This is a genomic window from Vibrio sp. QJM3NY_27 (genome assembly GCF_057785955.1).
The window spans coordinates 2,845,459-2,860,455 of record NZ_CM173511.1 but is presented as its reverse complement, the minus strand read 5'-3'; the positions used below and the strand labels follow the sequence as shown (position 1 = coordinate 2,860,455).

Annotated in this window: 13 protein-coding genes; 7 read left to right on the top strand and 6 right to left on the bottom strand. The window is 42.7% G+C overall.

The window, feature by feature from the left end:
• Positions 1-12: 12 nt before the first annotated feature.
• Positions 13-2,361: a PilZ domain-containing protein gene (locus AC3CIA_RS12690; RefSeq protein ID WP_171308117.1), complete on the bottom strand. Its 2,349-nt coding sequence runs from the start codon at positions 2,359-2,361 to the stop codon at positions 13-15.
• 161 nt (positions 2,362-2,522) lie between these two features.
• On the opposite strand from AC3CIA_RS12690, the gene radA reads away from it, so the two are divergent.
• Both radA and fusA read left to right on the top strand, forming a co-directional pair.
• The gene (gene radA / locus AC3CIA_RS12685) at positions 2,523-3,905 is read left to right on the top strand and encodes a DNA repair protein RadA (protein WP_054541846.1); all 1,383 of its coding nucleotides are present in this window, start codon (positions 2,523-2,525) and stop codon (positions 3,903-3,905) included.
• 234 nt (positions 3,906-4,139) lie between these two features.
• On the top strand, positions 4,140-6,227 hold the full coding sequence (fusA, locus tag AC3CIA_RS12680; protein ID WP_004734469.1) for an elongation factor G: 2,088 nt from the start codon (positions 4,140-4,142) through the stop codon (positions 6,225-6,227).
• 128 nt (positions 6,228-6,355) lie between these two features.
• On the opposite strand, the gene AC3CIA_RS12675 is transcribed toward fusA, so the two are convergent.
• Both AC3CIA_RS12675 and AC3CIA_RS12670 read right to left on the bottom strand, forming a co-directional pair.
• On the bottom strand, positions 6,356-6,574 hold the full coding sequence (locus AC3CIA_RS12675; RefSeq protein WP_054547529.1) for a VF530 family protein: 219 nt from the start codon (positions 6,572-6,574) through the stop codon (positions 6,356-6,358).
• Between the two features lie 45 nt (positions 6,575-6,619).
• Positions 6,620-7,570 carry a LysR substrate-binding domain-containing protein gene (locus tag AC3CIA_RS12670; protein WP_054547530.1) on the bottom strand — a complete coding sequence of 317 codons (951 nt, stop codon included), beginning with the start codon at positions 7,568-7,570 and terminating at the stop codon, positions 6,620-6,622.
• A gap of 103 nt (positions 7,571-7,673) precedes the next feature.
• Between AC3CIA_RS12670 and AC3CIA_RS12665 the strand changes: the two genes are divergently transcribed.
• Positions 7,674-7,880 (top strand): DUF1127 domain-containing protein, encoded by a 207-nt coding sequence (locus AC3CIA_RS12665; RefSeq protein ID WP_054547531.1) that lies wholly within the window; start codon positions 7,674-7,676, stop codon positions 7,878-7,880.
• Between the two features lie 161 nt (positions 7,881-8,041).
• Here the strand turns inward: AC3CIA_RS12665 and AC3CIA_RS12660 are convergent, their stop codons facing one another.
• From AC3CIA_RS12660 to AC3CIA_RS12650, 3 genes are all read right to left on the bottom strand, one after another.
• Complete coding sequence (locus AC3CIA_RS12660; RefSeq protein WP_054547532.1) at positions 8,042-8,947, bottom strand: LysR substrate-binding domain-containing protein; 906 nt, start codon at positions 8,945-8,947, stop codon at positions 8,042-8,044.
• 339 nt (positions 8,948-9,286) lie between these two features.
• Positions 9,287-10,975: an AMP-binding protein gene (locus tag AC3CIA_RS12655; protein ID WP_488518198.1), complete on the bottom strand. Its 1,689-nt coding sequence runs from the start codon at positions 10,973-10,975 to the stop codon at positions 9,287-9,289.
• An 88-nt stretch (positions 10,976-11,063) separates the two neighbouring features.
• Entirely contained in the window at positions 11,064-11,807 is a 744-nt protein-coding gene (locus AC3CIA_RS12650) for an AraC family transcriptional regulator (RefSeq protein ID WP_488518197.1), read from the bottom strand.
• Between the two features lie 194 nt (positions 11,808-12,001).
• On the opposite strand from AC3CIA_RS12650, the gene AC3CIA_RS12645 reads away from it, so the two are divergent.
• The 4 genes from AC3CIA_RS12645 to cpaB all read left to right on the top strand — a co-directional run bounded on the left by AC3CIA_RS12645 (position 12,002) and on the right by cpaB (position 14,989).
• Positions 12,002-12,172, top strand: coding sequence for a Flp family type IVb pilin (locus AC3CIA_RS12645; RefSeq protein WP_086715348.1), 171 nt, complete (start codon positions 12,002-12,004; stop codon positions 12,170-12,172).
• 157 nt (positions 12,173-12,329) lie between these two features.
• Positions 12,330-12,860, top strand: a complete 531-nt coding sequence (locus AC3CIA_RS12640) for a prepilin peptidase (protein ID WP_372243620.1) — start codon at positions 12,330-12,332, stop codon at positions 12,858-12,860.
• A gap of 37 nt (positions 12,861-12,897) precedes the next feature.
• Positions 12,898-14,247 (top strand): P-loop NTPase family protein, encoded by a 1,350-nt coding sequence (locus AC3CIA_RS12635; RefSeq protein ID WP_249631998.1) that lies wholly within the window; start codon positions 12,898-12,900, stop codon positions 14,245-14,247.
• Positions 14,240-14,989, top strand: coding sequence for a Flp pilus assembly protein CpaB (gene cpaB, locus AC3CIA_RS12630; RefSeq protein ID WP_065205093.1), 750 nt, complete (start codon positions 14,240-14,242; stop codon positions 14,987-14,989). Before AC3CIA_RS12635 ends, cpaB begins: the two co-directional genes overlap by 8 nt.
• The last annotated feature ends 8 nt before the right edge of the window (positions 14,990-14,997 follow it).

Here is a 14,997-nt window from a genome sequence, read left to right as displayed (position 1 = left end):
GGATGAACTGAGTTAGCGTGTCAGCTCCAATCGAATCAACACTTCATCGGTAATATCTTCTATCTCACCATAACCAATAAAAGCAGTGACCTCATTCTCTAGCTTCTTAGCTTGGTGCATGCTGATGCGTGAGAGCTCTTCTAAATCAGACTGGAATAAACTCGTTAGCGGATTAAAAATAGGTGCAGTAGTGACTCGTAGTACATACACGTCACCTAAATGCTGAGCTTTCTTGATGAATAAGATGCGTTCCTTTGCCGAGGCGAAGTCTTTGACCAACTTCGTGTGTACGGATTGGATCTTGTCGCCAAACTTAACCGCAGCAATATAGACATCATGGTGTTTAGGCTCAGCACCTTCAATTCTTTTCAGTGGTTCAGCCAACAGCGAGTTAGAGTGCCCTTTGAAAATAGGTTCGAGTGAGAACTTTTGGTTGTGGCCAAGCTTAGCTAGCAGTGCTAAGTGTTTATTCAGAGGGAAGTTTACGCCAATGATCTTACAACGCAGTGTTGAGCCCGGTTTATCAATGAATATTGGGTTGCTGACCATCTTGCTCAACAAAATGTTGTGTAGAGACTCGAGCAGAGAGTGTGTTGGCAGTATCTCTTTCTTCTTAATCAACTTGCTTTGGTTTTGATCGATAAGCCCATTGAGAAAGGCGATAGTACGCATTGTCTTCGTGTTCTCGGCGATAACCAACTGCACGTTGCGACCATTCGGGCTGACTCGAATCACGTGGTAAGGCACGGTGCTTAATGGCAGGTTTTTGTCGTAGAGCTGCAGTTCATTGAAGTTTACTAATACCGGGTCATTAATCTTGAGTACCATCGGATGCTCAAGAGCAATGCTGAGTCCACGTTTTGAAATATCTAAGGTATGTCCGTTAGCCGCGGCGCCATCTTGTGAGGTGAGCTGTAACGGTGACTTAAATTGATACCTCGGTTCTTTGCGACGAGTTTGAGAGTCGAAGTAGATACTTTGAATATTCCCCACTACAGAGCGCGGATGACGGAAGCGGTTCAGTTCACTGCTTGGAATGCGTGGTTTTTCACTCAATAGATAGTCAGCCGCACTTTCGTGATCGCCAATCTCTTGCAATATTCCACAATGCGTCAGTTGTGCTGAGCTTTGAGCTAACGTATCCGAGTGCTTGGCTAAGGCTTGTCGCTCGGTGTCTGAAAGTTCGAACACCGAGAACTTGAACGCCTTCCAGCTTTTTCGTTTACCACCGATGTGCCAGAACAACTGTCTTTGCTCTCGAGAGGCTTCAGGAAGCATCATTGAGTAGAACAAGGTCTTGTCTTGATGCTCATGAGTAAACGAGTAAATAACGTTACTGGTTCCCTTTACGCCAGGTTTAGCCAGCAAGTTCATTCGTTGTTCGTTGAACAGGGTACCCAGAGCCTGTTGGTTTCGCTCATCGTGCCAGTATTGCCACAGCGGATGGTTATTATCTGTAAGTAGAGCAAGCTTTAGTTCACTGCCGCTAAAGAAAAGAGGAAGATTACAGGTGTGCTTGAGATAGGTGTGTTCGATACCTCGAGTACGAGTTCGAATGATTCTATCTTGATTCTCATGGCTGGTTTTCTTGCTTGAGCTATTCAAAGACTCATCAAGCAAGCGGGCTACAATATTGTTATTACTTACCTTGATGGTTCTTAAGAATTTGACGGCGTTATTCTCGTAAGACTCATCAATGCCCAGAACGCGGAATTCGACCGCTTGGTAAACATCGTTTTCTAGCGACTTTTCGATAAGCTCTGTGAACTTAACGCTGATGATCTCACCGAGGTTGTACTTAAAGGCGCTCGGTACCTTGAATTTTGCACCCGACGGGGAAATATCAACCGTCACACCGTGTAGGCTTTGGCCTTTAGATGTGGTGATCTCAACCTGTGAGCTAATCTTGAGTCTGTTTTCTTGACGCTTTAAGTCATAACCGAGGTTAATGGCTTCCGCTTCATACGGGCTATTAGCGTTAGTGAGATCTTGATTATGCTGAGACGAGGTTTTAACGATATTACGAAGTGGCTGAGTTCGCGGAGTCATCACTAACTCCCACGCGCCCTCTGTATAGCCTTTAAACTTTTTAGTACCACGTTGATAGGCGTTCAAAGCAATATCATCAAGCCAGTGTTTACGACCATCTAACGTAAATTGACGACATTCAGTGTCAATACGTCCGCGTAAATCAATGCTCTTTGTGCACGGAGCCATGATACGATTCAGTTCCATTTTAACGAGCAATTTCAGAGACGGGGATTCACCTTCTGTCATTTGAGAAAGAAGGAAGTCGAAATCCTCAGCGTGGTAGGCTGGGATGAGTCGCTCTGCTACAGATAGAATTTCAGATTGCTGCATACTTTTCTTGTTAGAATGGACGGTACGTTTATGTTATCGACTAGTTTAAATCGATCTTTAAGTATAACTGGTATGACTGCAACTTTTATTTTCACCCGTACGGTCAAATAAGTCACAAATTGACAACATCATTGTGTAACTGAGTAAATTATTGAGGTTTTATGGCTAAGGCAAAACGAGCTTATGTGTGTAATGACTGTGGTGCTGACTTTCCACGTTGGCAGGGGCAATGCAATGCATGTGGTGCTTGGAACACGATTACCGAAGTTAGGTTAGCGGCTTCACCTCAAGTTGCGCGTAATGAACGACTCAGTGGTGGTTACGCGGGTGGGGCAACAGAATCGAGCGTTCAGACATTATCGGAAATTAACCTGCAAGAAGTCCCTCGCTTTAGCAGTGGTTTCAAAGAACTCGACCGCGTGCTCGGTGGTGGTGTCGTACCTGGCGCTGCAATTCTGATTGGTGGTAACCCTGGTGCCGGTAAATCAACGCTGTTATTGCAGACCATGTGTCAGCTCTCTTCTCAGTTGCCAACACTTTATGTCACTGGTGAAGAATCACTGCAACAAGTCGCGATGCGAGCTTCTCGACTCGGTTTACCGAAAGAACATCTCAAAATGCTCTCTGAAACCAATGTTGATAAGATCTGTCAGATTGCCGAAAAAGAGCAACCTAAAATCATGGTTATCGACTCAATCCAAGTTATGCATGTCGCTGATGTTCAATCGTCTCCGGGCAGTGTGGCGCAGGTGCGCGAATCGGCAACCGCATTAACGCGCTATGCGAAACAGAACAACGTTGCGGTGTTCTTAGTGGGACACGTAACTAAAGACGGCACATTAGCGGGGCCAAAAGTACTGGAACACATTATTGATTGCTCTGTGTTGTTGGATGGCGGAACGGATAGTCGTTTTAGAACCCTGCGTAGCCATAAAAATCGTTTTGGTGCCGTGAATGAGCTTGGTGTGTTTGCGATGACAGGCCAAGGACTAAAAGAAGTCAGCAACCCATCGGCTATTTTCTTGTCTCGCGGTGAAGAAGAAACCTCGGGCAGTTCGGTCATGGTTGTGTGGGAAGGGACACGTCCACTTCTTGTTGAAATCCAAGCGCTGGTGGACTATTCCCAGCTAGCTAATCCACGTCGTGTTGCTGTTGGTCTAGAACAAAATAGGCTTTCACTGTTATTAGCCGTGCTGCATAAACATGGCGGCTTACAAATGGCTGACCAAGATGTGTTTGTGAATGTCGTCGGTGGTGTTAAAGTAACCGAAACCAGTGCCGATCTCGCATTGGTGATGGCACTACTTTCTAGTTTCAGAGACCGCGCATTACCAAAAGATGTGGTGGTTTTTGGCGAAGTAGGCCTAGCGGGTGAGATTCGACCTGTACCGAGCGGGCAAGAGCGCTTAAATGAGGCATTTAAACATGGCTTTAAGAGAGCGATTGTTCCGGCGGCCAACATGCCAAAAGGGGGCATTCCAGGAATGCAGATCCATGGTGTGAAAAAATTATCAGAAGCAATTAATGCTTTTGATGAGTTGTAATTGAGCTCACTTCAGCTACTCTATACAGCAGAAATTCAGTCTAACTTAAACGCTATTTTCGCTTTAAGTTAGCACTAAACTTAACAATCATTTAGATTGTTTCTACAGATTGCCTTTTTCTATATGTTAGAAAAAGGCAAAGTTTTTTAGTCCCAAATGCATGCAAAGCTATCAGTCCTCACAGATTGTGATATACTCTGCGCGCATTTTATATCCTATTAACAGAGTAAGACAATGGCAGATTTATCGAAATACAGAAACATTGGTATTTTCGCGCACGTTGATGCGGGTAAAACAACTACCACTGAGCGTATCCTTAAGCTAACTGGTCAGATCCACAAGACTGGTGAAGTACATGATGGCGAATCAACTACTGACTTCATGGAACAGGAAGCTGAGCGCGGAATTACTATCCAATCAGCAGCTGTAAGCTGTTTCTGGAACGGTCACCGTCTAAACGTTATCGATACTCCTGGACACGTTGACTTCACAGTTGAAGTATACCGTTCTCTTAAAGTACTTGATGGCGGTATCGGTGTATTCTGTGGTTCTGGTGGTGTTGAACCACAATCAGAAACTAACTGGCGCTACGCTAACGAATCAGAAGTATCTCGTCTGATCTTCGTTAACAAACTAGACCGTATGGGTGCAGATTTCTACAACGTTGTTGACCAAGTTAAAAACGTTCTAGGTGCAACTCCTCTAGTTATGGTTCTACCAATCGGCCGCGAAGATGAATTCGTGGGTGTTGTAGACCTTCTAAGCCGTAAAGCATACGTTTGGGATGACACTGGTCTTCCTGAAAACTACGAAATTCTAGATGTTCCTGCGGACATGGTAGACGACGTAGAGCAATACCGTGAAGAGCTAATCGAAACTGCTGTAGAGCAAGACGATGACCTAATGGAAGCTTACATGGAAGGTGAAGAGCCTTCTATCGAAGACATCAAGCGTTGTATCCGTAAAGGTACTCGTGACCTAGCGTTCTTCCCAACTTACTGTGGTTCTGCATTCAAGAACAAGGGTGTTCAAATCATTCTTGACGCTGTTGTAGATTACCTACCTTCTCCAACTGAAGTTGATCCTCAACCTCTAATGGACGAGAACGGTGAAGAAACTGGCAACCACGCTATCGTTTCTACTGAAGAAACGTTTAAAGCGCTTGCATTCAAAATCATGGATGACCGTTTCGGTGCTCTAACTTTCGTTCGTATTTACTCTGGTAAATTGAACAAAGGCGACACGATTCTTAACTCATTCACAGGTAAAACTGAGCGTGTTGGCCGTATGGTTGAGATGCAAGCTGATGACCGTAACGAACTAACTAGCGCACAAGCTGGTGACATCATTGCGATCGTTGGTATGAAGAACGTGCAAACAGGTCACACTCTATGTGATCCTAAAGATCAAGTAACGCTTGAGCCAATGGTATTCCCAACTCCAGTAATCTCTATCGCTGTATCTCCAAAAGATAAAGGCGGTTCTGAGAAAATGGGTATCGCTATCGGTAAAATGGTTGCAGAAGATCCATCTTTCCAAGTTGAAACTGACGAAGAAACTGGCGAAACTATCCTGAAAGGTATGGGTGAGCTTCACCTAGACATCAAGGTAGATATCCTTAAGCGTACTTACGGCGTTGACCTAACAGTTGGTGCTCCTCAAGTTGCTTACCGTGAAACTATCACTCAAGCAATTGAAGATAGCTACACGCATAAGAAACAGTCTGGTGGTTCTGGTCAATTCGGTAAGATCGATTACCGTATCAAGCCTGGCGAACCTGGTTCTGGCTTTACGTTCTCTTCAAAAGTTGTTGGCGGTAACGTACCTAAAGAATTCTGGCCTGCTGTTGAGAAAGGCTTTGGTGGCATGATGGAAAACGGCGTACTAGCTGGCTTCCCTACGCTAGACGTTGAAGTTGAACTTTACGATGGTGGTTTCCACGCAGTCGATTCATCTGCAATCGCATTTGAAATCGCAGCGAAAGGTGCATTCCGTCAATCTATGCCTAAAGCTGGCGCGCAACTTCTTGAGCCAATCATGAACGTTGACGTATTTACTCCAGAAGATCACGTTGGTGATGTTATCGGTGACCTTAACCGTCGTCGTGGCATGATCAAAGATCAACAAGCTGGCGTAACTGGCGTTCGTATTAAAGCTGACGTACCACTTTCAGAAATGTTTGGTTACATCGGTCACCTACGTACAATTACTTCAGGCCGTGGCCAATTCTCTATGGAATTCGCACAGTACTCTCCATGTCCAATGAACGTGGCAGAAGAAGTAATCGCTAAAGTTAAAGCAGAAAAAGAAGCTGGTAAGTAATTAGCTCTTTTCTAAATTAACTAAAAAAGCCCCACAAGTGAAAGCTTGCGGGGCTTTTTGTTATCTTACTCTTGGAAGACGAAGACGAAGACGAAGACGAAGACTAAGACTAAGACTAAGACTAAGACTTAAGAGTTCTGTTTTAGCTCAATGTAAATCGACTCAACCTTCACTCGAGCCCAGTCTGTTTTACGCAAAAACTTTAAGCTAGATTTAATGCTTGGGTCTTTTTTAAAGCAGTTGATATTCACCATATAACTCAACTCTTCCCAACCGTAATGCTCAACCAATTCAGTCAGTAGCTTCTGCAGTGTTATGCCGTGAAGCGGGTTATTTTCTTGTGTCATGAGATGTTCTCGCCATTTATTTGAGCTCAGTATACCAGTTTCGCTTTATGAATTATCAGACCATTTAAGTTGGTAATCTGTCTCGATAATAGTTAGTTCTTCTCGACCTTTATTTCCAAATAACTGAACCTGACTTTGCATCCAAGCTTCAAAGCGTTTGATTTTCTCGCGATGAAAGTATCCAGCTGGCGCACATAGGAAGTAATTGTATTTGGGCTTAAGTGCGATGTTACCGATTCGAACGAGTTTCTTTTCCTGCAAATACCGATACACCAAACTGTGCTTCACAAGAGCAACGCCTTGTACGGATAATGCACCTTCTAAAACAAAATGCGAGCCATCAAATTGCAATGATGAGCGTCCAGCCTTCGCTCCAACAATGTCTAGCCATAGATTCCAATCCATATCTGGCCATCGATCTTCAATCAATTCAGCTTTATGCAGATCGTCAATGTCATGGATCCCATGCTTCTCTTGATAAATCGGGTGACAAACTGGGTAAACCACCTCGTCCATTAACCAACGAGACTCGATATTTGGGTAGTTACCGTGACCATACCGAACGCAGACATCGACATTAGAATCTTCAAACGTGACTAGCTTATTGGTCGGTTCAATCAGCATGGATAGGTCAGGGTGGCGATCGCGAAAGTCACCAATTCTAGGAACCAACCAATGTTGGGCAAATGATGGCACGGTTGAAATAGAAAGTTGAGTAGGGTTTGGGTCTTGGTTAATTCGCCTCACACCATCTTGAATGTGGGCAAAGCCTTTCTTAGCTTGCAGGTAAAGTACTTCACCTTCGTGAGTGAGTACTATTTTTCGGTGCTGGCGAATAAACAAGTCTGCACCTAACCACTCTTCAAGTTGGCGAACTTGTTGGCTGACGGCGGCTGCCGTGACAAACAGCTTTTCAGCCGCGAGTTTAAAACTGCCAGTTTCAGCTGCAGTGTAAAAGTAATAGATCCCTTGAAATGGTGGGGTTCGTTCTCTCACATTAGTTTTCCTTAACTGAATGTCAGTATCTATCGTTTGTCGATGTTGCTCTGTTGGTCGATTATTGACCATAACAAAGCGAAAGATCAACAGGAGAAAGGCTATGAATACGATCACAGCAACCGAAAATACCAACCATTCATTTTTGTCATCGTTATCAGTTAAGAAATTCTATTCTAACTTTGAGCGTTATCTTCAGAATCGTAGAACCAGAAAGCAGCTGTCTGAGTTACCAGAGTATTTATTGATAGATGTCGGGATTACGCAGGATCAAGTCGATCAAGAACTGAAGAAATCGTTTTGGGAGTGAGTCAGGGCAGCGTAGCTTTTACTCAAGGTGGATTTTATTTAACGCTGTTTTTACCCTACATAGTTTTTACTCAACATAGCTTTGTCGGCGTGGAAGAGTTACGTTGCGATTCTGTATTTAGTTATTGGGGAACTGTTTATTTCAGAAGCTGATAGGCAGAGCTAGTTCTCCAATACCTCGTTTACTTCTTCATGTAACCAATGAGTAAACGCAGTCACTCGCTCTTTTCTTGGAGAGCTAGGATCAAAGCAGAGATTGACCTGAACACCGGGTGTCATCCCAATATTGAATGGCTTAACGAGTAGGTTACGTTCGATAAAATCACCAGCCAAGCTATCTGTAGCAAGGCAGACCCCATGTCCAGCCATGACAGTCGTTAACCCCATATCGAAGGTACCTACTTCCATCCATTGCATTGTTTTGCCTTGAGTGGATATGTTGGCTTGTTTGAACCACTCTTCCCAAGGGAAGCATCCGCTATTAAATTGAATTAACCAACATTTGAGTAATTGTTCAGGTGACGTGAACTTTAAAGAGTTGGCCAGTTCAGGTGAACAAAAAGGATAGATGGGTTCGTTGATTAGCATCTCAAGACTCAAGCCTTCCTCAACACATAGGTCCTCGCCTTGCAGAATAGCCACATCAATCTCACCATGTTTTAAATTTGGGGTATCAGACGCTGTTAGCACCTTAATTGGAATCTCAGGGTGTTTGACTGAGAATTTCCAAAGCCTCGGCAGCAGCCAGCGGGAAGCAAATGAAGGAGGGCTGCTAACAACAAGAACGCCTTGAAGGGGCTCTGATTGGATCTTATTTAATCCTACGATTATCTCTTCGAACCCGTCCAAGACATGCTTAAAAAGGGTACGTCCTTCTTGTGTTAAGGCCATTACGCGTCCCTTACGAATAAAAAGCTTACATCCAAGCTGTTCTTCTAGCTGGCGGATCTTTTGGCTGACAGCAGCTTGGCTAACAAACAGTTCTTCTGCTGCCTTGCTGTAGCTGCTCAAGCGAGCTGCGACTTCGAAGTAACGAAGTCCGGAAAGGTGGCGCAGTCTATTGTCCATAACTTCTTCTTATAGTTCTTGTTAGGAATGGTTGTTCGCTTATCGAACAGGTTGTTTTCATAATAGCGACAAGTAAACAAGGAATACAAGAGAGATAAAATGAAAACAATAACCTGTTGGGTCGGCAGATTTGTTAATCAGATGCTTAAAGTTGATGATAAAACCAAGATGAGTAAGACGGCTAAATCGAGACAAGTTATTAGTTTGGAATCGCTTAGCAGTCGAATGAGGGAGGACATCGGTCTGGACAATGGGAGCAATGATGCGGCTGATTACACTAAATACCTATAAGTTGAGCTTACAAAAAAAGGAGCCGTACTGGCTCCTTCTCGATTTTGATTACTCTTCCCAAACTACCAATTTATCTTTCGGCCAGTTATGACCGACTTCATGGTATTTCTGCTCAAGGATATGTCGCTTTATCTTGAGAGTTGGAGTAAGAACACCATTATCGATGCTCCATGGTTCCTTAATCATCAGTACGCCTTTGATCTTCTCATGCGAAGCTAACTGTTCGTTCATTTTTTCAATGACGCGTTTGCTTGTTCTTTCGTAACGAGCCCGATCAAAATTAGGGAAGTCATGCGGTACCACGAGCAGGATAGGGCCAGGCAAGCCTAAGCCTATCAAACACATCATTTCTACACGACTGTACTCAAACAGTTTATTTTCGATGGGTACAGGAGCGACAAACTTGCCTTTCGCGGTTTTAAAGGTATCTTTCTTACGCCCACGAATCGTTAAATAGCCTTCGCTGTCAACATCACCAATATCACCCGTATGAAGCCAACCTTCTGAGTTAAAAGATTCTTGAGTTGCAATGTCATTTTTGTAATAACCAGAGAACATGCCTTTGCTTCGAACTAAAATCTCTTCGTCTTCTGCAATTTTGAGTTCGATGCCTGGACCAGCATTACCTACAGTGCCAATTTTGTCTGCTCTAAACGGGTGGTTAATCGTGCTGTAGGCGAAAGACTCAGTCATTCCCCAAGCTTCGGTAATGTGTAGGCCAACACTCTCATACCATGCAAGTAGAGCTGGTGATACCGGAGCTGAGCCACAGCCAAGAACGCGAGCTTGGTCTAACCCCAGACCATCAGCCAGTTTCTTCTTAATGAGGTTATTCACGAACGGAATTTTAAGTAAGAAGTTCAGTTTTTTCTGTGGAAGTTTATCTTGGATTCGTTGTTGGAATAGAGTCCATAAACGAGGAACTGAAATAAACAAAGTTGGACGATGCATTTTTACATCATCAATAAATGTGTCTAAAGATTCAGGGAAAGCAGTAACCACCCCACCCATCACTGAAGAACCAAAGATGTACACTCGTTCGGTTATATGGGCAAGCGGCAGGTAAGAAAACAGGCGATCGCCAGGTTGGATACCAATGTGATCGATTAACCTCTGAACTGACCATGTAAAGGCACCATACGTGAGCATTGCGCCTTTCGGTAACCCAGACGTACCCGAAGTATAAACAAGCGACATCAGCTTATCATCGTGATGCTGAGGTCTTTTGGTTGAGGGTTCATGTGTTTCGATAAGTTGCTCAAAAGTGTGCTGGCACTTAGCGGCAGTATCGTAGGGTAACGAGATACTAATTAGACTCGGATTATCATCGAGTACTTTTTGAGTGGCTTTAGGATCATCAAGCTTACCGGCAATTACAATTTTACTTTCACTGTGTTCAATACAGTATTGAATAGTGTCTGCCCCCGCTGTTGGAAAGATTGGGACGCTGACAAAATCTCCTAACATCATGGCAAGATCGCAGATAAACCACTCTGCACAATTTTTAGAAACGAGAGCGACCCGATCGCCGGGTTGGGCTCCGAGTCCTTCTAATGCTGACGCGAGTTTCAGCGCTTTGTCTGCCACTTCTTTAAAAGTAAACTCGACAAATTGGCGGTTAATTATTTGTTTTAAATAGACTTCATCTGGGCGTTCTTCTGCCCATTTTAAAATCATGTCATTGGGTGTAGAGAGAGCTGTTGCTTTTTCTTGGCTAAACTCGTTAGGCTGAATCATTGTCTAACTCCATGTTTTTCGCTAAGTTATTATTTTTTTGTTAAAATCATGTTAAATGTACCATGATTTTTTCTTTTAGGGAGTAAAATTAGCGTTTTCTGTTATCCGTGCAGGCACGTCTGTAACTTGCGGGGGTAACTCCAGTCTTTTTCTTAAAAATTCTCGAAAAATATGACACATCCTTGTATCCACATTGGTAAGAAATAACAGCTATTTTTGATTCGGTATCGGCTTCGATTAACTTTTTGGCTAACAGGATTCGTTTGTCGCACACAAAGTCTCTAAAACTTACCCCAAAGTGTAGATGAAACTTCTTAGAAAAGTAGGTTGTTGAACAATGACACTTTTCTGCGATTTCTGTTTCTCTGATTTCTTTGTTGATGTTGTCCATAACAAAGTTAACGACTTCAGAGGTAAACAACTTTGCAGGTAATTGATTGTTGTTGTTTGTATCTCGGTCGAGATCAAAATGAGGCTCGAAGATATGCTGTGTTTTACTCTTAAGTTCTTCGAATGTACTGGTCAGATGTTTACTGTTTGTTTCGATAATAAAGAATATATTCTTATGATTTCGAACGATATTAGGTAACGGGTCTGAGCAAATAAGAACTATTCTTTTATTTAGGTTCTCGCAAATAGCTAAAGCCATTGTAAGTAGTTGAAGTTTATCTGGCTTATTCAATATGAAAAACACTAACCTGACATCTAAGTTACTGATTATAGATATATCTTGTCCAAAGTTTTCAATAGGAAAGTAGTGACTTATTTTATTGATAATAACAGCGTTAAAGTCGCTATCCTTATCTGATAATAAAGGTGTTACTACTTTCATATAAATACCAACTCTATTTCATATTTAAATGTGGGTTTAAATTTAGCTAAATTACTATACGTAACAATTAGATTAGAAGTACCACAAAAAAGTGCAAGTGAATGGCAAAAAAATCCTAACCGAATATATCTCTCACCTCTAGATTTAGTTTACAGGTAAACAAAGCCTGATACGTAAATCAAGGAGAGGTTCTCATGGATAAGTTTTTGAATAATTGTAAAGAATTCATGAAAGATGAAGAAGGGTTGACTGTTATCGAGTACGTAATCGGTGCAGCATTATTAGTATTAGGTATGACAACCGTATTTTCTGGTTTAGGGAATACTCTGGCAGCCAAGCTGAATACAATCGTTGGTGGTTTATGATCGGAAAGGAGTGAGGCAGCAAAGAGGGCTTACTTCGGTTTCCTATATTATCGCTGCTGCCTTACTTGTTATTGCGATAGGGTTGGTTTTTTCTGGGATGGCAACAGCCTTACTTAGTAAAATCCAGAGCATTATTTTGAGTGTATGAATTAGATATATGATTAATGAGCCTTCAGTTTTTTGGGCATTGCTAATTGCAGTTTCGGTATACGATGTTGAGAAGCATCGTATACCAAACAAAATATTGATACTGTTTTTGTTTGTGTATTTCTTATCAATGTTTAACCGCAATTACACCTTTGATGCTTTTTTAATGTCCTTCGTTGGATTCGTGGTGTTTTTTTGTTTTGGATTACTCTTATATTTTGTAAGAGCTATGTCTGCAGGAGATGTGAAGCTATTAGGTATTGTGGGGATGTATCTTGGGTGGGGACAATTACTTGATGCGTCGTACTTTATCTTACTTTCTTCTGGAGTGATCGGGACTTTCTACCTGCTATATAACTTTTCCAACTCGAACAGTCTTAGCATTAAAGGCTATTTTGAAAATAAGCTGATCGTGCTTGGTGGAGTGGCACCAGTATTGGATGAAAGTGCGAGTTTACACGCTAGGTATTCAAATAAGGTGACGATGCCTTTTGCACCCTCTGTTGTCATGGGATTGGCGATGTATAGCTACTTTACTTAAATCTGTTGTTGGTTAGCTTCATGGAGAGGAATAATATATGGATATTATAGGGCGCACTGATCCAACAACTTTGAAGCCTCAAATTTCAGCCCCAGCCGTTCCTACATCTATTGATATGTTGGGTGTTCCTGAAGTTGTTATAGAAAACCTTGTGTTGAAGCACCTGTCAGCCTACCCCAAGTCGGATGTTTTAGAGCTTTCTAACTATTTATGTGTTGTGACACATATTGTTGAAAGTGCGTTGGCTGTGTTGAGAACAAAGTCATTGATTGAAGTTTTTCAACCAACCTCGAACCTTTCTCTCTCATCTGCATCTCATAGTCACGTCCGCTATTCCCTTTCTGAGAAGGGACTTGAAGAAGCTGATCTTGCCTTTAAACGTGATGCTTATTTAGGTCCCGCCCCCGTTTCACTTACTCAATATAGTGATGTGGTAAAGCTGCAGGATCTAAGAGCAGAGCTAGTGACTCGGCCACATGTCGAAGCTGCACTGAATGATGTATATGGTGTCGACAAAATGATTTCGGTATTGGGGCCAGCAATAAATTCGGGACGAGCTTTGTTGCTGTATGGGCATGCGGGGACTGGTAAAACATTTGTAGCGTCGCGCATTGTCAACGCGCTGCATACGTCGGTTTTCATTCCTTATGCCGTTTATGCATTAGGCAACATCATTAAGGTATTTTCCGCACAACATCATAAACCGTTGGATAGTAACGGCAGCGATCAGAGTATTTCCCTCAAAGATCAATACGACAAGCGTTGGCTTAATTGTGAAAGGCCGAATATTCAGGTGGGTGGAGAACTGACTATGGATATGCTTGAAGTTAATCATTCTGAGAACAGTCGTGTTTGGTTAGCGCCTGTACAAATGATGGCAAATAATGGGATTTTTATCATTGATGACCTGGGGCGTCAGCCCATGCCGGTGGATGCGCTTCTTAACCGTTGGATTGTTCCTATGGAGTACTCATTCGACTATTTGTCGTTGCCCAATGGTCAGCAGATAACGATGCCATTTGTTCTAACGCTCGCTTTTTCTACCAATCTAAATCCCAAGAAAATAAGCGACCCTGCCTTTTTACGTCGTTTAGGTTACAAGATTGAATTCAAACCACTTAACCAGCGAGATTATGAAGCTTTATGGATGAGCGTCGTCGCTGAAAAAGAGATGGAGCTTCAAGATGGTTTCTTTGAGCGTTTGTCTCAAATGCACACGCTTCTGAAGGTGCCACTTTTCCCTTGTTTACCGAAAGATCTCGTTGGTATAAGCAAAGACATTCTTTCGTTTGAGCAACTCCCACCTGTTATCACATTCGATATTCTTTCCATGGCATGGGAAGTCTATTTTACCTCTGATGGACACGAGGAAGAAAATAATGAATAAGAGCCAAGTTTTCCTACTATTTTTACTGTCCGTAGTATTTGGCTTAGCGGCCGTATTTTTTGCTAAGCAATGGATGGACAACCAAGTTCAGCCAACCGTTGAAGTTGAAACGGTCGAGCGTCACCCCGTTGTTGTGGCATCACAAGAAATTGAAGCTGGAACTGTTATAGAAGAGCAATTTTTAACGACCAAGCTGATTGAAGTTGATTGGATTCATGAAAACAACTATTCGGATAAAGCGGAGCTGATTGGCCAGGTTGTTGCGAATACTATCTATGCCGGAGAGGTGCTTCACAAGTTACGTTTTACTGTGCCAGGAGAAGGGTCAACATTGGCTGCTCTTATCCCTGAAAATAAACGTGCGGTAACGATACGTGTTGATGATGTTATTGGTGTGGCCGGTTTCTTATTACCTGGGAATAAGGTTGATATTCTCAATACCGTTTCTTACGGAAAAAACTCTGCAGCGACTCAAACGGTTCTTAAAGATATTAAGGTTTTGGCTGTCGACCAAACGGCTAAAACGAAAGAAAACAGTCCGATTATCGTGCGAGCGGTAACACTTGAGATGACGCCGAAAGAAGCGGAGAAACTTCTGACAGCTAAAAGCAAAGGCAGTATTCAGCTGACCTTGAGAAACCCACACGAAGTTGAGAAAAAAGTGGTTCGTCGATATGTGCCTAGACCAAGTGTCACCATTATCAAAGGTACAGAAACATCTAATGTGCGCGTCAAGGATTGAGGTGAGAT